Origin of the sequence: Halomonas flagellata, assembly GCF_022487945.1 — a bacterium.
Lineage (GTDB): Bacteria > Pseudomonadota > Gammaproteobacteria > Pseudomonadales > Halomonadaceae > Halomonas > Halomonas flagellata.
Genome location: NZ_JAKVPY010000009.1, coordinates 102,510 through 122,165, shown reverse-complemented (window position 1 = coordinate 122,165; position 19,656 = coordinate 102,510). Strand labels below are relative to the sequence as shown.

Annotated in this window: 18 protein-coding genes; 12 read left to right on the top strand and 6 right to left on the bottom strand. The window is 68.5% G+C overall.

Annotation, left to right across the window (positions count from 1 at the left end):
• Positions 1-6: 6 nt before the first annotated feature.
• Positions 7-546: a transcription elongation factor GreB gene (gene greB, locus MKP05_RS09690; RefSeq protein ID WP_240568107.1), complete on the bottom strand. Its 540-nt coding sequence runs from the start codon at positions 544-546 to the stop codon at positions 7-9.
• Between the two features lie 138 nt (positions 547-684).
• Here greB and MKP05_RS09685 point away from each other — a divergent pair, with 138 nt between their 5' ends.
• The 6 genes from MKP05_RS09685 (at position 685) to MKP05_RS09660 (ending at position 6,090) form a co-directional block, all read left to right on the top strand.
• Positions 685-1,332, top strand: a complete 648-nt coding sequence (locus MKP05_RS09685; protein ID WP_240568106.1) for an NUDIX domain-containing protein — start codon at positions 685-687, stop codon at positions 1,330-1,332.
• 1 nt (position 1,333) lies between these two features.
• Positions 1,334-1,780 (top strand): DUF1249 domain-containing protein, encoded by a 447-nt coding sequence (locus MKP05_RS09680; RefSeq protein WP_240568105.1) that lies wholly within the window; start codon positions 1,334-1,336, stop codon positions 1,778-1,780.
• Between the two features lie 32 nt (positions 1,781-1,812).
• Complete coding sequence (locus tag MKP05_RS09675; RefSeq protein WP_240568104.1) at positions 1,813-2,559, top strand: phosphodiesterase; 747 nt, start codon at positions 1,813-1,815, stop codon at positions 2,557-2,559.
• A 119-nt stretch (positions 2,560-2,678) separates the two neighbouring features.
• Positions 2,679-3,671 carry a sulfate adenylyltransferase subunit CysD gene (cysD, locus tag MKP05_RS09670; protein WP_240568103.1) on the top strand — a complete coding sequence of 331 codons (993 nt, stop codon included), beginning with the start codon at positions 2,679-2,681 and terminating at the stop codon, positions 3,669-3,671.
• Positions 3,671-5,095 carry a sulfate adenylyltransferase subunit CysN gene (gene cysN, locus MKP05_RS09665; RefSeq protein WP_240568102.1) on the top strand — a complete coding sequence of 475 codons (1,425 nt, stop codon included), beginning with the start codon at positions 3,671-3,673 and terminating at the stop codon, positions 5,093-5,095. The genes cysD and cysN overlap by 1 nt, the downstream gene beginning before the upstream one ends.
• A 320-nt stretch (positions 5,096-5,415) precedes the next feature.
• The gene (locus MKP05_RS09660; RefSeq protein WP_240568101.1) at positions 5,416-6,090 is read left to right on the top strand and encodes a zinc metallopeptidase; all 675 of its coding nucleotides are present in this window, start codon (positions 5,416-5,418) and stop codon (positions 6,088-6,090) included.
• A 193-nt stretch (positions 6,091-6,283) separates the two neighbouring features.
• On the opposite strand, the gene cmoB is transcribed toward MKP05_RS09660, so the two are convergent.
• Positions 6,284-7,279: a tRNA 5-methoxyuridine(34)/uridine 5-oxyacetic acid(34) synthase CmoB gene (gene cmoB, locus MKP05_RS09655; RefSeq protein ID WP_240568100.1), complete on the bottom strand. Its 996-nt coding sequence runs from the start codon at positions 7,277-7,279 to the stop codon at positions 6,284-6,286.
• 1 nt (position 7,280) lies between these two features.
• Positions 7,281-8,039 (bottom strand): carboxy-S-adenosyl-L-methionine synthase CmoA, encoded by a 759-nt coding sequence (cmoA, locus tag MKP05_RS09650; protein WP_110282142.1) that lies wholly within the window; start codon positions 8,037-8,039, stop codon positions 7,281-7,283.
• 86 nt (positions 8,040-8,125) lie between these two features.
• Between cmoA and pgi the strand changes: the two genes are divergently transcribed.
• The 5 genes from pgi to serB all read left to right on the top strand — a co-directional run bounded on the left by pgi (position 8,126) and on the right by serB (position 16,292).
• Positions 8,126-9,811: a glucose-6-phosphate isomerase gene (gene pgi, locus MKP05_RS09645; protein WP_240568099.1), complete on the top strand. Its 1,686-nt coding sequence runs from the start codon at positions 8,126-8,128 to the stop codon at positions 9,809-9,811.
• Positions 9,812-9,839: 28 nt separating this feature from the next.
• Positions 9,840-10,478 carry a YqiA/YcfP family alpha/beta fold hydrolase gene (locus tag MKP05_RS09640; RefSeq protein WP_240568098.1) on the top strand — a complete coding sequence of 213 codons (639 nt, stop codon included), beginning with the start codon at positions 9,840-9,842 and terminating at the stop codon, positions 10,476-10,478.
• Positions 10,475-12,355, top strand: coding sequence for a DNA topoisomerase IV subunit B (gene parE / locus MKP05_RS09635; RefSeq protein ID WP_240568097.1), 1,881 nt, complete (start codon positions 10,475-10,477; stop codon positions 12,353-12,355). Before MKP05_RS09640 ends, parE begins: the two co-directional genes overlap by 4 nt.
• 282 nt (positions 12,356-12,637) lie before the next feature.
• Positions 12,638-14,899: a DNA topoisomerase IV subunit A gene (parC, locus tag MKP05_RS09630; protein ID WP_240568096.1), complete on the top strand. Its 2,262-nt coding sequence runs from the start codon at positions 12,638-12,640 to the stop codon at positions 14,897-14,899.
• A gap of 172 nt (positions 14,900-15,071) precedes the next feature.
• Positions 15,072-16,292, top strand: coding sequence for a phosphoserine phosphatase SerB (serB, locus tag MKP05_RS09625; RefSeq protein ID WP_110282137.1), 1,221 nt, complete (start codon positions 15,072-15,074; stop codon positions 16,290-16,292).
• A 168-nt stretch (positions 16,293-16,460) separates the two neighbouring features.
• Here serB and MKP05_RS09620 read toward each other — a convergent pair whose 3' ends face one another.
• Together MKP05_RS09620 and MKP05_RS09615 are read right to left on the bottom strand one after the other, a co-directional pair.
• A complete protein-coding gene (locus MKP05_RS09620; RefSeq protein ID WP_240568095.1) occupies positions 16,461-17,621 on the bottom strand; it encodes a site-specific integrase in 1,161 nt (386 codons plus the stop codon).
• Positions 17,618-17,830, bottom strand: coding sequence for a DUF4224 domain-containing protein (locus MKP05_RS09615; RefSeq protein ID WP_240568094.1), 213 nt, complete (start codon positions 17,828-17,830; stop codon positions 17,618-17,620). Before MKP05_RS09615 ends, MKP05_RS09620 begins: the two co-directional genes overlap by 4 nt.
• Between MKP05_RS09615 and MKP05_RS09610 the strand changes: the two genes are divergently transcribed.
• A complete protein-coding gene (locus tag MKP05_RS09610) occupies positions 17,829-18,041 on the top strand; it encodes a hypothetical protein (protein WP_240568093.1) in 213 nt (70 codons plus the stop codon). The two genes, MKP05_RS09615 and MKP05_RS09610, sit on opposite strands and share 2 nt — an antisense overlap.
• A gap of 91 nt (positions 18,042-18,132) precedes the next feature.
• Here the strand turns inward: MKP05_RS09610 and MKP05_RS09605 are convergent, their stop codons facing one another.
• On the bottom strand, positions 18,133-19,653 hold the full coding sequence (locus tag MKP05_RS09605) for a DNA cytosine methyltransferase (RefSeq protein ID WP_240568153.1): 1,521 nt from the start codon (positions 19,651-19,653) through the stop codon (positions 18,133-18,135).
• Positions 19,654-19,656 lie beyond the last annotated feature (3 nt).

Here is a 19,656-nt window from a genome sequence, read left to right as displayed (position 1 = left end):
GCCGACTCAGGCCTGCGGATCGCGATAGGCGATCCCGGTGATGATATAGCTCGTTTCGCCACCGGGGGCGGCGACGGTCACCTCGTCGTCCAGCGACTTGCCGAGCAGGGCCTTGGCCAGGGGGGCGTCGACGCTGATCCAGCGTTTCGCCGTGTCGGTCTCGTCGTGGCCGACGATGCGGATGTGCGTCTCCTCGCCGTCGTCGTCCTCGAGGGTGACGAAGGCGCCGAAGTAGACCCTGTCGGTGTCCTCCGGGAGCCGATCCACCACCTGCACTTCGTCGAGGCGCTTGGTCAGGTAGCGGATCCGGGCGATGACCCGATTGAGCTCCTTCTTGTTGTAGGTGTAGTCGGCGTTCTCGCTGCGGTCGCCGAGTGCCGCCGCCTCGCCGACCTTGGCCGAGAGCGCGGGGCGCTTGACCCGCGACAGGTGGTCGAGGATGCCGCGCAGGCGGTCGGCGCCCTCGGCGGTGATCAGGTTGCTCTTCGGCTCCTGGCGCGGATCCTTGGCCGGGTCGCGCCAGCGCGTCATGTTGCGGCCTTTCATCCGGCTGGTCCCTCCTGCTGGTGAGAGTTGAAACATACGCCATCGGTGAAGGGGCGCCAAGGCATCGATGACCGCGGCGGTTGGCATCCCCCCTCCGGGTCATGATAATGGTCGCCACCCTGCGACCCGGAGACCGGCATGAGCGACCCCCGTCACCCGCACGACCAGGATCTCACCGCGCTGACGTCCTTCACGGCCGCCGACGTCGAGTTGCTGGAGCGGCGCTGCCTGCACCAGGGCTTCTTCCGCCTGGAGGAACTGCACCTGCGCCATCGCCTGTTCGAGGGCGGCTGGAGCGGCGAGGTGGTGCGCGAGGTACATCATCGCCACGACGCCGTGGGCGTGCTGCTCTATGATGTGGAGCGAGACGCCGTGGTATTGATCGAGCAGTTCCGTGCCGGTGCGTTCGATGACCCCGCGTCACCCTGGAAGCTGGAGGTGGTGGCGGGGCTGGTGGAGCGGGGCGAGAGCGTCGCCGAGGTCGCTCGCCGCGAGGCGCTGGAAGAGGCCGGCTGCGAGGTGGGCGAGCTGATCGAGCTGCATGTCTACTACCCCAGTCCCGGGGCCTGTGACGAGCGCGTCACCCTGTTCTGTGGTCTGGTCGACAGCCGTGGCCTCGGCGGGGTGCATGGGCTCGACGAGGAGCACGAGGACATCCGCGTGCATGTGTTGCCGTTTACCCGAGCGTGGGAACTCCTCCAGGCCGGGCGACTCGACAATGCCATGTGTCTGATCGCCTTCCATTGGCTGGCAGGCGAACGCGCATCACTGCGAGCAAGGAGGTAGCGTGTCGAGAACAGCCTATGTCACCGACCTGAAGAGTCTGCAGGGCGAGTGCACCGTCAACTACCTGCGCCTGACCCGGCTGCTGGGGGCGCTGGACGCCGGCGAGATCCGCGAGGTCGAGCTGCTCCGTGGCGGTCGACGGCTCGGGGCACTGTGCATCGAGGTGCTCGAGCAGGCCCCCTACACTACCATCGCTCAGGTCTCCCAGCAGGGCGTGCTCGACGAACTGATCGAGACCCCGCGCATGCGCGTGCATCTCTACCACGACGTGCGCATGGCCGAGGTCACCGACTTCCAGCGCCAACGCCATTTCCATGGCCGCTACCGCTACCCCAATGCGCGCATGCATCAGCCCGACGAGAAGCTGCAACTCAACCGCTTCTTAGGCGAGTGGCTGGAGCATGGACTGGCCCACGGCCACTCCCTCGACCTGCCAGAACTACCTTGATGAATAGGCTGCCCTGAGGAGATGCTGCCCTGATGCGACTGGTCCAGATCAGCGACTGCCATCTGCAGGCCGACCCCCGGGCCCGTTCCCGGGCCCGTTCCCGGGCCGGCTTTCCGCTGCGCCAGCTCGAGGCGGTGATCGAGGCGGTCAACCGGGAGCGGCCGGACATGGTGCTGGTGACCGGTGACGTCAGCCAGGACGAGACCGCGGCTTCCTACCGGCTGGCGGTCCGTACCCTCGGGGCGCTCGACGCCCCCTGGTTCTGGCTGGCGGGCAACCACGACGAGCCGGCGCTGATGGCCGAGGCCCGCGAGCTGCCCGATGAACTGGAACTCGGTAGTTGGCGGGTGCTGTTGCTGGATACCCGGGTCAGTGGCCAGCCCCACGGCGAGCTGGGACCCGAGCGACTCGGCTGGCTGGCCGACCGGCTCGAGGAGGACGACCGGCCGACCCTGCTGGTGATGCATCACCCGCCCCTGGCCGTCGGCTCGGCCTGGCTCGACGAGCTCGGCCTGCTGGACCGGGAGGCCTTCTGGCAGACCCTGGCGGCCTATCGTCAGGTGAAGGCGGTCCTCTGCGGCCATATCCACCAGGCCTTCGCCAGCCGGCGGCGGCTGGAAGCGGGGGCGGTGGCGGTCTACGGCTGCCCTTCCACCACCGACCAGTTCCTGCCCGGCGCCGAGACCTTCGCCGTCGACGAGGCGTCGCGCCCCGGCTATCGGGTCGTCGACCTCGAGGCCGGCGACCTGACGACCTGGGTGGAGCGCGTCGAGCCGTGAATCTGGGCATCTTTTTTCGTTCTAAAAAGATAGTTATTAATTCTTTTGGGTTATTATCAATCCGGCGTTAATCTGTGGCGCATGATCTCACGCCCAACGTCTTGCGAGGTAGCCGGGCCATGACCACTCATGTTGCACCGACACGTCATGCACCGAACCGCGAATCGGCCGCCCAGGCCAGTGGCGCGACGTCGGTTGCCGCCGTCACGCCGCGTCGGCTGACCCATCTCGAGCAGCTCGAGGCCGAGTCGATCCACATCATCCGCGAGGTGGCGGCCGAGTTCCGCAACCCGGTGATGCTCTACTCCATCGGCAAGGACTCCTCGGTGATGCTGCACCTGGCGCGCAAGGCCTTCTATCCGGGGCCGCCGCCGTTTCCGTTGATGCACATCAACACCACCTGGAAGTTCCGCGAGATGATCGCCTTCCGCGATCGCATGGCGGCAGAATCCGGGATGGAGCTGATCGAGTATATCAACGAGGAGGGGCGGGCCGCCGGTATCAACCCCTTCGATCACGGCAGCAGCGGTTACACCGACGTGATGAAGACCCAGGCCCTCAAGCAGGCGCTGGACAAGTACGGCTTCGATGCCGCCTTCGGCGGTGCCCGTCGCGACGAGGAGGCCAGCCGTGCCAAGGAGCGGGTGTTCTCCTTCCGCGACAAGTTCCATCGCTGGGACCCGAAGAACCAGCGGCCCGAGCTGTGGAACCTCTACAACGCCAGGGTCAACAAGGGCGAGTCGATCCGCGCCTTCCCGCTCTCCAACTGGACCGAGCTGGACATCTGGCAGTACATCCACCTCGAGCAGATTCCCATCGTGCCGCTCTACTACGCTGCGCCGCGCCCGGTGGTGGAGCGCGACGGCATGCTGATCATGGTCGACGACGAGCGCATGCCGCTCGAGCCCGGCGAGGAGCCCGAGGAGAAGTGGGTGCGCTTCCGCACGCTCGGCTGCTACCCGCTGACCGGCGCCGTGGAGTCGAAGGCCGCCACCCTGCCCGAGATCATCCAGGAGATGCTGCTGACCCGCACCAGCGAACGCAGCGGCCGCGCCATCGACCACGACCAGGCGGGCTCCATGGAGAAGAAGAAGCGCGAGGGCTATTTCTGATGGCACACCAATCGACACTCATTGCCGATAACATCGAGCAGTACCTGCACGAGCACGAGAACAAGGACCTGCTGCGCTTCATCACCTGCGGCAGCGTCGACGACGGCAAGTCGACCCTGATCGGCCGGCTGCTGCACGACTCCAAGATGATCTTCGACGACCAGCTCGCGGCGATCACTCAGGCGTCGAAGAAGAGCGGTACCACCGGCGAGGAGGTCGACCTGGCGCTGCTGGTCGATGGCCTGCAGTCGGAGCGCGAGCAGGGCATCACCATCGATGTCGCCTACCGCTTCTTCTCCACCGACAAGCGCAAGTTCATCATCGCCGACACCCCGGGGCACGAGCAGTACACCCGCAACATGGCCACCGGGGCCTCCACCGCCAGCCTGGCGATCATCCTGATCGATGCCCGCTACGGGGTGCAGACCCAGACCCGTCGGCACAGCTTCATCGCCGATCTGCTGGGCATCCGGCATCTGGTGATCGCGGTCAACAAGATGGACCTGGTCGACTTCGACCAGGCGCGCTTCGACGAGATCGTCGCCGACTATCGCCTCTTCGCCGAGCAGCTCTCGGCCGAGGACATCCACTTCGTGCCCATGTCGGCCCTGAAGGGCGATAACGTGGTCAACAAGAGCGCCGCCATGGCGTGGTATGAGGGCCCGGCGCTGCTGGAACTGCTCGAGGGGGTGGAGGTCAGCCGCGACCGCAACCTCACCGACCTGCGCCTGCCGGTGCAGTACGTCAATCGCCCGAACCTCGACTTCCGTGGCTACGCCGGTACCCTGGAGGCGGGCGTGCTGCGCCCCGGCCAGGCGGTCAAGGCGCTGCCCTCGGGCAAGGCCTCGACGGTCGAGCGCATCGTCACCTTCGACGGTGACCTGGACGCGGCCTACCCCGGCCAGGCGATCACCGTGACCCTGAACGACGAGATCGACATCTCCCGCGGTGACTGGCTCGTTGCCTCGGACGCCGACGTAGCCATGGCGAGTGCCTTCGATGCCGACATCGTCTGGATGCACGAGGAGGCGTTGACCCCGGGGCGGTCGTACGACATCCGCCTGGCCGGACGCTCCGTTGCCGGCCAGGTGGGAGCGATCCACCACCAGGTCGACGTCAACACCCTGGAGCGCCATGCCACCGAGCGTCTCGAGCTCAACGCCATCGCCCGCTGCCGGGTCGAGCTGACCGCCGAGGTGCCATTGGATGACTACGCCACCAGTCCGGGTACTGGGAGCTTCATCGTCATCGACCGCCTGACCAACGTGACGGTCGGCGCCGGGATGATCCGCGGTACGGCCGAGGGGGCCGCCGAGGCCCACGGCGAGGTCGACTGGGCCGGCTTCGAGCTGGAGCTCAACGCGCTGGTGCGCAAGTACTTCCCGCACTGGGAGGCGAGGGACATCCGCGAGCTGATTCGGTAACCCCCTGCCGGAATTGCGTGACGAGGGGCGCCGGGGACAGGCCGAAGAGGGGGTCCGATTCCATGGGTGAGGCGGAATCAGAAGAACATCCAGTGAATGTTCTTCCCGCCGAACGGGTTGGCCATGGATGGCCAACCCCGGGCCCTGCAAGCGAAGCAGGATGCGAAAGCGCAGCAGGGAATCGGTAGCGCCCAGGGAGGGGGGTCACAGCGCCCCCTCGCAGGCCTGTCGCCGGATCAGCCCCGAGAAGTCGGCCCCGGGGAAACTGGTGCTGCCAGGCTGGGTCCAACCTTGCACACTGGAAGCCGGAGCCCTTGCCGATGATCCTGCTGGTGATCGCCCTGCTGCTGGCCATCTTCCTGCTGCCCAACCTCTGGGCCAAGTGGGTGCTCAACCGCCATGCCCGGCCGCGGGACGACTACCCGGGTACCGGCGGCGAGCTCGCCGAGCACCTGCTCAAGCGGCTCGGCATCGACGGGGTGGAGGTGGAACTCACCGAGCAGGGCGATCATTACGACCCCCAGGCGCGGCGGGTGCGGCTCTCCCGGGAGCATTACGCGGGGCGCTCGCTTACCGCAGTGACGGTGGCGGCCCACGAGGTGGGCCACGCCATCCAGCACCACCACGGCTATGCGCCGCTGCTGGCGCGCACCCGGCTGGTGGCGGTGGCCCAGCAGGCCGAGAAGCTCGGGGCGCTGCTGATGATGGCCGCCCCCTTCCTGTTCGTCCTTACTCGCATGCCGGGCGGCATGCTGATCGTGCTGCTGGCCGCGGTGATCAGCTTCGGCACCGCGGCGATGGTGCACCTGGTGACCCTGCCGGTGGAGTTCGACGCCAGCTTCCAGCGGGCCCTGCCGCTGCTCAAGGAGTACATACCGCCCTACGATATGCCCGGCGCCCGCCATGTGCTCACCGCCTGCGCCTTCACCTATGTGGCGGCGTCGCTGGCCAGCCTGCTCAACCTGGGGCGGTGGCTGGTGATCCTCAGGCGCTAAGCGCCCAGCTTCGAGCTGATCCGAGGTGGTGAAGGGCCAGTTCAATGCATCAAGGCCGAAGGCTCTGCATGAGCGGCGCCGGGGACAGGGCGAAGCGGAGGTCAGTCTTCAGGGATGAAGAATGTAGCGCCCAGGGACGGGTCCACAGCGCCTCCGCGTAGGCCGGTCGCCGGAAAAGCCGCGGGCCCCAGCATCAAGGGCGTGGCCGGTTGGCCATGACCACCGCCCGCCGCGGGGCGGGGTAGCCCTCGCGGGTCTTGCTCGGGTCGTTCGGATCGAGGAAATCGGCCAGCGACTGGAAGGTCATCCAGTCGGTGGCGCGCTGCTCGTCGGTCGTGGTCACCGCTTCGTCCACCACGCGCACGTTGTCGAACCCGCAGCGCGCGAGCCACTGGCAGAGGGCGGCGGAAGAGGGCAGGAAGTAGACGTTGGGCATGGCGGCGTAGCGCTCGCCGGGCAGCAGCACGCTGGTGGCGTCGCCTTCGACCACCAGGGTCTCGAGCACCAGCTCGCCGCCCGGGCGCAGGGCGTCCCTGAGCTGCAGCAGGTGCTCGAGCGGCGAAGGGCGGTGGTAGAGCACGCCCATGGAGAACACCGTGTCGAAGAAGGCGAGCCGTTCGGGCACCTCCTCGATGCCCACCGGCAGGAAGTGGGTGCGCCAGCCGTCGGCATCGCCGATGAAGTGGCGTACGGCCCGGAACTGCCAGAAGAAGCGCGGCGAGGGGTCGATCACCAGCACGAAGGCGGCACCGGCGCCCGCCATGCGCCAGGCGTGGTAGCCGCTGCCGCCACCCACGTCGAGCACCCGCCGGCCGGCGAGGTTCGCCAGGTGCGGCGCCACGCGCCGCCACTTCCAGTCGGAGCGCCACTCGGTCTCGATGTGGATGCCCCCCAGGCGGTAGGGCCCCTTGCGCCAGGGTGCGAGCTTGCGCAGCAGGCTCTCGCACCGGCGGCGCTGGCTGTCGGTCAGCGCCAGGTCGACGCTGACGGTATCGCCGTCCAGGGACACCTCGCGGGCCGCGGGGAGGGCGGGCAGCTTGGCCACCGCCTTCTCCCAGGCCGGCAGGTCGCCGTAGCGGCTTCGGTCCAGCCCGCGGGCGAGCTGGTCGGGCAGGCGGGCCAGCCAGGTGTCGAGCCCCTGGTCGAGGAAGGCCTGGTAGAGCTCGCGGTGCTCGGCGGGAATGGGCACGTCAGGTCTCCCCGTACCGGGCGTCCTTGAAGGCGATCAAGGAGGCGAAGTTCAGGAACTGGAACCAGGTCTGCGAGCGGGGGAAACCGGCCCGCGCCAGGCGCTCGTGGTGGGCGGCCAGGGTGTCGGGCACCAGGACGTTCTCGAGCGCCGTGCGCTTCTGGCTGATCTCCAGCTCGCTGTAGCCGTTGGCGCGCTTGAAGTCGTGGTAGCGCTCCACCAGCCAGGCATTGTCCTGTTCATCTTCGGCCACGATCTTCTCCGAGAGCACCAGCACGCCGCCGGGCTCCAGGGCGGCGAAGAGCTTGTCGATCACCGCATCGCGATCCTCGGGGGCGAGGAACTGCAGGGTGAAGTCGAGCACGATCATCCCCGAGGGGCGGTAGTCGAGCTCGCGGATGTCGCCCTCGACGATCTCGACGGCGTGCTCCGGGCACTCCGCGGCCAGGGTCTCCCGGGCCCGGGCCACCATGGCCGGCGAGAGGTCCACGCCGGTATAGCGGAAGGCGGCCGGCGGCAGCGTCCCGGCCAGTGCCAGGCCGGCGGCCCCCAGCGAGCAGCCCAGGTCGTAGACGTGGGCGCCGTGGCGCAGGTGGCGCCGGGCGATCAGCCCCAGCATGCCGAGTATCTGGCCGTAGCCCGGGACCGAGCGGCGGATCATGTCGGGAAAGCAGGCGACGACCTGCTCGTCGAAGGAGAAGCGCGCCATCCGATCGAGGGGTGTCGAAAAGATCGCGTCACGGTAAGATGCGTCACTCATGGGCCGAGCCGGAAATCGTGCGGAAATGGACGCCCATTCTACGTCTCCCTCGCCCCGGCTGCACGACAGGATGTCAGGAGGAAACCATGACCCAACTCCCGATCGACCAGCGCGGGGCCTGGCGCGCCCTGGCCACCCACGCCGAGACCATGCGCGGCGTGCACCTGCGTGACCTCTTCGCCGCTGCGACCGGCCGTCATGCGGCCTACACCCGCCACGCGGCGGGGCTGACCCTGGACCTCTCCAAGCAGCGCTGGTCCGACGAGACCTTCGCCCTGCTGCTGGACCTGGCCCGGGAGGCCGGCCTGCCCGAGGCGAGCCGCGCCCTGCTCGACGGCGAGCGGGTCAATGTGAGCGAGGATCGCCCGGCGCTGCATACCGCCCTGCGCCTGCCGGCGGATGCCTCGCTGGTGGTGGAGGGCGAGGACCTGGTGCCCGGCGTGCACGCGACGCTGGATCGCATGGCCACCATGGTCGAGCGCTTCCATGCCGGCCAGTGGCGCGGTGCCACCGGCAAGGCGATTCGCAATGTCGTCAACCTGGGGGTCGGCGGCTCCGACCTCGGCCCCCTGATGGTGACCCACGCCCTGGCCGACTACCGCCCGGAGGGCGTGCACCGCATCGAGGTGCACTTCGCCTCGACCATGGACGGCTCCCAGCTGGCCGACTACCTCTCTCGGCTCAACCCCGAGACCACGCTGTTCGTGCTCTCGTCCAAGTCGTTCACCACCATCGATACCCTCTCCAATGCCCGTACCGCCCGTGACTGGCTGATGTCGCGGCTGGGCCAGGAGGAAGGCGTCGACGATGGCCTGGTGATGCGCCAGCACTTCATCGGCGTCTCGGCGAGCCCCGAGAAGATGAACGACTGGGGCATCGCGCCGGATCACCAGCTGGAGTTCTGGGAGTGGGTCGGCGGGCGCTACTCGCTGTGGGGCGGCATCGGCCTGCCCATCGCCCTGCTGGTCGGCATGGGCAACTTCCGCGAGCTGCTCGCCGGGGCCCACGCCATGGACCGCCACTTCCGCGAGGCGGCGCTTGCCGACAACCTGCCGGTGCTGCTGGCCCTGGCGGGGATCTGGAACGTCAACTTCCTGGACATCCGCGCCCACTCGATCCTGCCCTATGACGGCCGCCTGGAGTACTTCGCCGCCTATCTCGAGCAGCTCGAGATGGAGTCCAATGGCAAGTCGGTGACCCACGACGGTCGTGAGGTGGGTTACTCTACCTGCCCGGTGCTGTGGGGCCAGCTCGGGCCCAACGCCCAGCATGCCTTCTACCAGTTGCTGCACCAGGGCACCCAGGCGGTGGAGTGCGACTTCATCGCGCCCCTGGTGCGCTATGACGACGTGACCGACGAGGCGACCCGCGATCACCTGATGAGCCAGCACCGCCTGACGCTCGCCAACTGCTTCGCCCAGTCGCGGGTGCTGATGCTCGGCGACGACGCCATCGAGGACGACGGCCCGCGTCCCGGCCACAAGCGCTACCGTGGCAACCAGCCGTCCACCACGGTGCTGCTCGAGCGGCTGACGCCGGCGACGCTGGGGGCGCTGATCGCCCTCTACGAGCACAAGGTGTTCGTCCAGGCCACCATCTGGGAGATCAACCCCTTCGACCAGTGGGGGGTGGAGCTGGGCAAGAAGATCGCCGGCGAGACCCAGCGCATCCTGGAGAGCCATCAGGGCCTCGAGGCCATGGATGACTCCACCCGCGCGCTGATCGAGGCCGTGTGGCAGGCCGAGCGGGCGGCGGAGACCGGTTTGCGATGAGGCTGGCTGTTTGTACAGGGGTTGGGGTATGCTGAGTGCGGCCCTGGGCGTGCCGCCGGCCAGCGGGGTGCTCTATCTGCATGGTTTCAACAGCGGCAGCGGTTCGCCGAAGGCGGCGCTGATGCGCGCCGCCTGCGCCGCCCTGGGGCTGCCCTGCGCGACACCGCAGCTGACCCACCGGCCGCGTGCGGCCCTGCGGCTGGCCGAGTCGCTGCTCGAGGGGTTGGGGCCGCGCCCACTGGTCGCGGGTAGCTCCCTGGGGGGCTTCCTGGCAACGCTGGTCGCCGAGCGCCACGACCTTCCGGCGGCGCTGATCAACCCCGCGGTGGAGCCGGCCCGGCTGGTGGTGGGCTGGGTCGGCGAGGCCTTCGTCAACGAGTATACCGGCGAGCGCTTCTCCGTCGAGGCCGTGCATCTCGAGGAGCTCGAGGCGCTCACCCCGCGGGGCGTCACGCCGGCGCGCTACCTGCTGCTGCTGGGCAGCGCCGACGAGACCCTGGACCCGGCCGATGCCTTCGCCTTCTATCGCGGCGCCCGGACCATCCTTCACCCCGGGGGCGACCACGGCTTCACGGCGCTGGCCGACTACCTGCCGGCGATCTTCGCCCACGGTGGCCATCGACTGGCCCCCGGGCGCATCACCCATCAGGATGTGGATGACGCATGACGCAATACAGTGCCAGCTCCATCGAGGTGCTTTCCGGCCTCGAGCCGGTGCGCAAGCGCCCCGGCATGTACACCGACACCAGTCGCCCCAACCACCTGGTCCAGGAGGTCATCGACAACAGCGTCGACGAGGCGTTGGCCGGCCATGCCCAGGAGATCACGGTGCGCCTGTTCGAGGACGGCGGCATCGAGGTCACCGACGACGGCCGCGGCATGCCCATCGACATCCACCCGGAACACGGCGTGTCCGGGATCGAGCTGATCCTCACCCGGCTGCATGCCGGCGGCAAGTTCTCCCAGTCGAGCTACCGCTTCGCCGGCGGCCTGCACGGCGTGGGGGTGTCGGTGGTCAATGCCCTGTCGAAGCGGCTCGAGGTGGAGGTGCTGCGCGACGGCAGCCGCCACGGGATGGCCTTCGAGCACGGCGAGCTGGCGTCCCCGCTGGCGGTGATCGGCAGCTGCGCCAGGCGGGCCCGGGGCACCGTGGTGCGCTTCTGGCCCGAGGAGAGCTACTTCGACAGCCCGAAGCTGTCGTTGGCGAGGCTGAAGCATCTGTTGCGGGCCAAGGCGGTGCTCTGCCCGGGGCTCAAGGTGGTGCTGGTCGAGGCCGACGGTGGCGAGAGCGTCTGGCAGTACGAGGATGGCCTGCGCGACTACCTGGCGCAGGCCACCGACGGCTATGAGGTACTGCCGGCCTCGCCCTTCGTCGGTCACTTCGCCGACGACGAGCAGGGGGTGGACTGGGCGATCCAGTGGCTGCCGGAGGGCGGCGAGCCGCTGCTGGAGAGCTACGTCAACCTGATTCCCACGCCCCAGGGCGGGACCCATGTCAACGGCCTGCGCGCCGGCCTGCTCGAGGCCCTGCGCGAATTCTGCGAGTACCGCAGCCTGCTGCCCCGGGGCGTCAAGCTCACCGCCGAGGACCTCTGGGAGCGGGTCTCCTATGTGCTCTCGGTGAAGATGCTCGACCCCCAGTTCGCCGGCCAGACCAAGGAGCGCCTGTCGTCGCGCACCGTGGCCGGGTTCGTCTCCGGGGTGGTCAAGGACGCCTTCTCGCTGTGGCTGAACCACCACGTCGACCAGGCCGAGGCGCTGGCCGAGCTGGTGATCAGCGTCGCCCAGCGCCGCCAGAAGAGCGCCAAGAAGGTGGCGCGCAAGAAGGTCACCTCGGGGCCGGCGCTGCCCGGCAAGCTGGCCGACTGCTCGGGCCAGGACCCGGCCGGCAGCGAGCTGTTCCTGGTGGAGGGTGACTCGGCCGGTGGCAGCGCCAAGCAGGCACGCAACCGCGAGACCCAGGCGATCCTGCCGCTGCGCGGCAAGATCCTCAACACCTGGGAGGTGGAGGCCCACGACATCTACGGCTCCCAGGAGGTCCACGACATCGCCGTGGCGATCGGCATGGACCCGGGCAGCGACGACCTCTCCAAGCTGCGCTACCACCGCATCTGCATCCTCGCCGACGCCGACTCCGACGGGCTGCACATCGCCACCCTGCTGTGCGCGCTCTTCGTGCGCCACTTTCCGGCGCTGGTGGACGCGGGCCATGTCTACGTCGCCATGCCGCCGCTCTACCGCATCGATCTCGGCAAGGAGGTGCACTACGCCCTGGACGAGAGCGAGAAGGCAGCGACCCTGCGCAAGCTCGAGGGCAAGCGCGGCACCCCCAATGTCCAGCGCTTCAAGGGCCTGGGCGAGATGAGCCCGCTGCAGCTGCGCGAGACCACCATGGCCCCCGAGACGCGGCGCCTGGTGCAACTGACCCGCGAGGTCGGCGACGGCACTATGGAGATGATGGACATGCTGCTGGCGAAGAAGCGCTCCGCCGACCGCAAGAGCTGGCTGGAAGATTACGGCAACCTGGCCGACATAGAGGTATAGCGCCGAGCGGTTGGTCGCCAGCGCTGGCGGTCCCTTTGGGGTCAGACCCCGGCGGAGGGATATTCCGCTAGCAACGTGCACCATGACGGGCTGGATGGTCTTGGCCGGGGTCTGACCCCAAAGGGGCCATGCCGCCGACATGGGAAGGCCAGTACCGCAGCAGCACCAAGCGGATTCGCCCCCTGCCGGGGTCTGACCCCAAGGGCGCGGCCTCGGCGGCTGGATCGAATGGGCTCTGGTGCTGCACGGCAACGGCCATGAAATCATGAAAGGGGTCAATCGATGACCATGGATATCCAGGTGGCGGAGGGCGATGTCGAGCGCCTCTCGCTGCGCGAGTACACCGAGAAGGCGTACCTCGACTACTCGATGTACGTCATCCTCGACCGGGCGCTGCCGCACATCGGCGACGGCATGAAGCCGGTGCAACGGCGCATCGTCTACGCCATGCGCGAACTGGCGCTCTCCGCCAGCGCCAAGTACAAGAAGTCGGCGCGTACCGTCGGCGACGTGCTCGGCAAGTTCCACCCCCACGGCGACAGCGCCTGCTACGAGGCGATGGTGCTGATGGCCCAGCCGTTCAGCTACCGCTACCCGCTGGTCGACGGCCAGGGCAACTGGGGCAGCCCCGACGATCCCAAGTCGTTCGCCGCCATGCGCTACACCGAGGCACGGCTGTCGAAGTTCGCCGAGGTGCTGCTCTCGGAACTCGGCCAGGGCACCGTCGACTGGACCCCCAACTTCGACGGCACCATGAACGAGCCGGTGGTGCTGCCGGCACGGCTGCCCCATGTGCTGCTCAACGGCGGCACCGGCATCGCCGTGGGCATGGCCACCGACATCCCGCCGCATAACGTGAACGAGGTGGTCGAGGCCACCTGTCACTTGCTGCGCCACCCCGAGGCGACCACGGCGGATCTCGGCCAGTACCTGCCGGCGCCGGACTTCCCCACCGAGGCCGAGATCATCACGCCGCGGGCCGACCTGCGCAAGCTCTACGAGAGCGGCCGCGGTTCGGTGAAGCTGCGTGCCCGCTACGTCATGGAGGAGGGCAGCATCGTGATCACCGCGCTGCCCTACCAGGTCAGCGGCGCCAAGGTGCTCGAGCAGATCGCCGCCCAGATGCAGGCCAAGAAGCTGCCCATGGTGGCCGACCTGCGCGACGAGTCGACCCACGAGGAGCCGACCCGTCTGGTGATCGAGCCTCGCTCCAACCGGGTCGACATCGAGGCGCTGATGGCGCACCTGTTCGCCACCACCGATCTCGAGAAGAACATCCGCGTCAACATGAATGTGATCGGCCTCGACGGCCGCCCGCGGGTGCTGCCGCTGCCCGACATGCTCGGCGAATGGCTGCGCTTCCGCCGCACCACCGTGCGCCGGCGCCTCGAACATCGCCTGGGCAAGGTGCAGGACCGCCTGCATATCCTCGAGGGTCTGCTGATCGCCTACCTCAACATCGACGAGGTGATCCGCATCATCCGCGAGGAGGACGAGCCCAAGCCCGCGCTGATGGCGGCCTTCGGGCTCAGCGACCGCCAGGCCGAGGCGATCCTCGAGCTGCGCTTGCGCCACCTGGCCAAGCTCGAGGAGATGAAGATTCGCGGCGAGCAGGACGAGCTCGAGGCCGAACGCCAGCACCTCGAGGCGCTGCTCGGCAGCGAGGCCAGGCTCACCGACCTGATCGAGGAGGAGCTGCGCGCCGCCGGCAAGGAGTACGGCGACGCCCGCCGTTCGCCGATCGTCGAGCGCGAGGAGGCCCGGGCGCTCTCCGAGGTCGAGCTGGTCGGCGCCGACCCCGTCACCGTGGTGCTCTCCGAGAAGGGCTGGATCCGTAGTGCCAAGGGTCACGAGATCGACCCCGCCGGGCTCTCCTACAAGGCCGGCGACCGCTTCGCCCTGGCGGCCCGGGGCAAGACCAACCAGCCCTTGGTGCTGCTCGACGACACCGGCCGTGCCTATACCCTGGCCGCCCACAACCTGCCCAGCGCCCGCGGCCAGGGCGAGCCGGTCACCAGCCGGGTCAACGTGGTGGCCGGGGCGCACATGGCGGGGCTGATGCTGGCACCGCCCACGGCGCGCTTCCTGCTCGCCTCCGACGGCGGCTACGGCTTCGTGGCCCGCCTCGAGGAACTGGTGGGCAAGAACAAGTCGGGCAAGGGGGTGCTCAGCGTGCCCAAGGGCTGCAACGTGCTGCCCCCCTGCGCGGTGCCCGACGAGGAGGGCGCCAGCGTGGCCGCGGTCTCCAACGAGGGGCGGCTGCTGGTCTTCCCCCTCGAGCAGCTGCCCGAGATGGCCAAGGGCAAGGGCAACAAGATGATCGACATCCCGGGCGCGCGAGCCGCCCGGCGCGAGGAGTTCGTGCGCAGCCTGGTGATACTGCCCGCCGGGGGCGCGCTGGTGGTGCATGCCGGCAAGCGTCACCTGACCCTCAAGGCCGCCGATCTGGATTACTATCGTGGCGAGCGCGGTCGGCGCGGCAGCAAACTGCCCCGCGGCCTGCAGAAGGTCGACCGGCTGGAAAGCTTGATGCCGGAAGTTTGAAGAATGGCAGCAGCCATGTAGGCGGCGCCGGGGACAGGTCGAAGCGGAGGTCCTTTTCCAGGGAAGGAAAAGGTAGCGCCCAGGGAGGGGGCCACAGCGCCTCCGCGCAGGCCTGTCCCCGGAAAAGCCGCCTCAATCAGCGTATTGGGTACGCTCGGATTTTGAGGCAACCATGACACGACGAGTACTGATTCGCGCCACCGGCACGGCGCGTCCCGGCCAGCTGGCCGGCCTGGGCAAGGCCCTTGCCACCAGCGGCGCCCGCCTGCTGGACATCAACCAGAGCGTGACCTTCGACATGCTCTCCCTGGAGGCCCTGGTGGGGCTCGGCCAGGACAACGACCTGGAGGGCGCCCTGACCGCCGCCGGCGACGCCCTGGGCCTCGACGTCCAGGCGATCCAGGTCAGCGCCGAGGACTATCAGCGCTGGAGTGCCCACGCCAGCCAGCCGCGGTTGATCCTGACGCTACTGGCGCCGCACCTGCCGGCGGGGATCCTCGCCGAGGTGGGGGCGCTGACCGCCGAGCATGGCCTGACCGTGGAACTGATCCATCGCCTCTCCGGCCGCGAGCCGCTGGACGGCGGCGTGCCCCACGAACACGCGAGCATCAGTGGTGCCTGCGTGGAATGCTGGCTGCGCGGCGAGGAGATCGACCTCGATGCCCTGCGCGAGAAGGCCCTGGCGCTGGGCGCCATGCATGGCGTCGACATCGCCATCCAGGAGGACTCCATCTGGCGTCGCCACCGTCGCCTGGTCTGCTTCGACATGGACTCCACCCTGATCAAGACCGAGGTGATCGACGAGCTCGCGCGGCGTCACGGCGTCGGCGACGAGGTCGCCGCGGTCACCGAGCGGGCCATGCGCGGCGAGCTGGATTTCCAGCAGAGCTTCCGCGAGCGCATGAGCAAGCTGAAGGGACTCGACGAGTCGGTGCTCGCCGAGATCGCCGAGGAGCTGCCGCTGATGGATGGCGTCGAGCGGCTGATGACGCAGCTCAAGCGGCTGGGCTATCGCACCGCGATCCTCTCCGGGGGCTTCACCTACTTCGCCCGCCACCTGCAGGAGCGGCTCGGTTTCGACGAGATCCATGCCAACGAGCTGGTGATCGAGAACGGCAAGGTCACCGGCGAGGTGCGCGAGCCGATCCTCGACGCCGACCGCAAGGCGGCGCTGCTGCGCGAGATCGCCGCGCGCGAGGGGTTCGCCATGGAGCAGACCATCGCCGTGGGCGACGGTGCCAACGACCTCAAGATGCTGGCCGCCGCCGGGCTCGGCATCGCCTTCCGTGCCAAGCCGCTGGTGCGCAGCCAGGCCCGCCACTCCATTTCGACCCTGGGCCTCGATGCGGTGCTCTACCTGATCGGCTATCGCCAGGTGGACCTGGAGGAGTAGGGCCGTGAGCACGACCTTCGAGACCTGGCGCGGCCGCTTCGAGCGGCTGCGCGCCCATCAGACATTTCTTTCTTAGAAAAACAACCGCTTAGGCTCGTTCAATGTACGTAGCCTAGGCGGTTGCTATCCCGTTATTTCAATTACTTGCGAGCGACTTGTACGCGATTTTCAGCGGCTTGAAGGGTCAACTTCCGGCACGCTGAGGTCGTAGACATCGAGCATGCGCTCGCTGCGGTGGCCGCTGGCTTCCTGCTTGTCGTGGCGGTTGCCTTCGGTGTCGGTGATGCCGCGGCGCTTGAGGTCGTGGAGGCCGAATTTCTCCTCCTGGGTGATCACCTCGGCATCGACGGCGGCGAGCATCATGCGGTACCAGGCGCTGTCGAGCCCGTGGCGGGTGAGGGCGTCGCCGCCGGTGCCGACGAACAGCGGACGGCGAGCCGGGTCGAGAGGTACCGCTCTCCCTTTCTTCTTCCAACGAGCGTTGCGCACAGCGATGGCGGCCTGCCAGGCGTTGCGCAGCCTCTCGTTCCAGCGCACCAGGTTGTCGCGGCTGCCCTTGCGGCGGTTGGTGCGGATCCCGGCGTCGATGGCGTTGACCTCGGTGAGGGTGAGCACTTCCACCGCGCGCAGGCGGCAGAGGTAGGCGATCTCGATCAGGGCCCAGAGGTAGGGGGCGACGGCGCCGGGCGCGGTCGTGCTGCCCTGCCCGCGTTCCTGGCAGAACTGGGTAACGCGGGCGAGGATGTGGCGTTCAGGCAGGCGATGGCGGCCGCGCTCCTTGGCGGGCTCGATCGTCCAGGCGGGGTTGGCGGTGCAGTGCCCGCGGTTCATGCCCCAACGGTAGATGCGCCGCAGGTATGCGACGACGTGATTCGCCTTGGCGGGGGTGCCTGCCTGGGCGATGCGGTCCACCAGCCGTTGGACGATGGCGGGGGTGATGCGGTGCCGGTTTAGATCGATGACCGCCGACCCGGCCCGCGTGCTGGTGCGCTCGAGGACCAGGCGCGCGTAGCCGTAGCTTTCCTGGGTCTTGCTGGCCAGGCGCGTGAACTGGTCGCTGGCGTGGAATTGGTCGGAGAGCCAGCGCAGGCTGTGCCGATCGCTGGCGTGCAGGTCCTGGGCGATATGGTGCAGCTCCGCCAGGGTGGCCCGGGCGCTGGCGATGTTCTTGCGCCGGCGCTTGTCGCCGTCCTGATAGAGGGTGTACCAGCTGCCGCGCCCGCGCTGGTCGTAGTAGACGTTGTCGGGGAGCTTGGCCTGGTCGATGTGCCGGGGGACGTTCGGGTTGTGGCCGCGCTTGCGGCCACGCTTGGCGGGTGGTGGGCTCATAGGATGTCGGGATCGTAGCTGTCGTCGTTGTCGGCGTTGGGTCGCAGGCCGCCGGCCTGGTTGACCAGGTCGATGGTGGTCCACGGCCCGGTCCGACCCCGGAACACCTTGACGCCCTGATCCACGAGGCACCGCTCGATGTCGGCCGGGCGCTTGTAGCCGGTGATCGCCCGCAGGTCTTCGCAGGATAGTACGTTGGAGCTAGCCATGGCGTGGCGATCTCCTGCCGGTAAAGCCTGCGGGCGGCTGCCAGCCCGTGGTGGCGACGAGACGCTCGCGGCGATCCTGGGCGATGACATGGGATGCGCGTCTACGCAGCTGGGTGCGGCGGGCTCGTTTCAGGTGTTCGTCGAGCCCGTCCAGGAGCAGAATCAAGCGCTCACCCTCGCGCTGCAACAGGCCATGGATGCGTCCGAATAGCGGCATGGTCAGCACTCCTCGATGCGTCTGAACTCCACCACCCAGACCCACGGGTTGGCAGCCCAGCAGGTGGGGCAGTAGCGGAAGTCGTTCACGCGGCACCTCCGGCGCAGTGCGCTGCGATCACCTGGTGGTCGTTGGCGGCGGCGGTGGCGGCCATGGGTAGGGGGCTGACACTGTTGCCGCACATGCGGGTCTGGGCCGTGGCGGTGAAGCGCCGGCCGTCGTGGCCTCGATCGATGATGTACGAGTCCGGAAACCCCTGGGCGCGGTAGAGCTCGCGGGGCTTGAGCATGCGCAGGGCGATGTCGACGATCACGTAGTGGGTGCCCTGGATCGTGACGGTGACCAGCGCCAGGCGGTCGCGGGTGGTCAGTGTGTCCATGGGCTCGCGCAGGTCACGCGGGCCGCCCTTGCCGTAGTAGCTGATCAGGAAGGCGGCGACGCGCAGGGCGCCGACCTGGTCATCCGGTGATAGGCGACATTCGACCAGCTGCTGCTGGCTACCCCGCGCGGCGATGGTGCTGAGTGGCTCGCGAAGGTCGCGCCCGGGGCTCTCGTTGAAGCCGCCGTTCATCTGGGCCATGTAGGCAGTGCACAGGGCGAAGGCCCCGCCTCGTGGCCAGGCGGTGATGGAGCGAAGCGGCTCGTCGGTCGAGTGGACCACCTCGCCACGGCCATAGTTGGCGATGGGCACGATGAATGGCTCGGCGGCGTCGATCACGAACTTCTGAATGCCCTTGGCGATGCGTCGCAGGGTGTTCTCGGCGAGTGGCCGGGGGCGGTCGAAGATCGAGCGCCCCGGGATCGACCAGTCGATGCACTCGGCAGCAGACCGCCAGCGCTTCTGCCCGCGCTTCGGGTGCTTGTGATGGGTCGGCTTGGGCCAGGCGATGGGCTGTCCGTCGCAGCGGGCGACGAGGAACAGGCGCTCACGGGTGGTGGGGGCGCCGAAGTCGCAGGCCCGCAGGGTGCGCCACTCGACACGGTAGCCGAGGCGGCGCAGGCCCTCGACGAAGTGGCGCCAGTTGTGGCCGCGTCGCCGCCGGTCGGGAACCAGGAACTGTTCCTGCACCGGCACCCTTTCGCCGGGGTCGGCCACGCGATGGGTCTTCCGGCCGGTCTCTGGGCACACGACGGTGTCGACCGTGATGACGCGCCCGGTCTTCGGGCAGCGCTTGGCGATCAGCGGCGACCATTGGAGGATCTGCTCGACGTTCTCCAGCGAGATCACCCGGGGGCGCACCAGACCGGCCCACTTGTGGACGACCCAGCTGAGCGAGCGGATCACGCGCTTGCGCGGCTGGCCACCCCTGGCCTGGCTGTGGTGCGTGCAATCGGGGCTGGCGTGGAGCCAGCCGATCGGGCGGCCCGCGGCGGCCTCGATGGGATCGACCTCGTAGACGTCGCTGAGGTAGTGCACCGCGCCCGGGTGGTTGGCCTGGTGCATGCTGATGGCGTCGGGGTCGTGGTTGATGGCCACGTGCACCGGCCGTTGCAGGCCCATCTCCAGCCCGGTGCTGGCCCCGCCACCGCCGGCGAACAGGTCGACGTTGATCTCGCCCTGGTAGTCGAGGGCAAACTGGGTGCGCCATGCCAGCGCGGGGGGCATGGT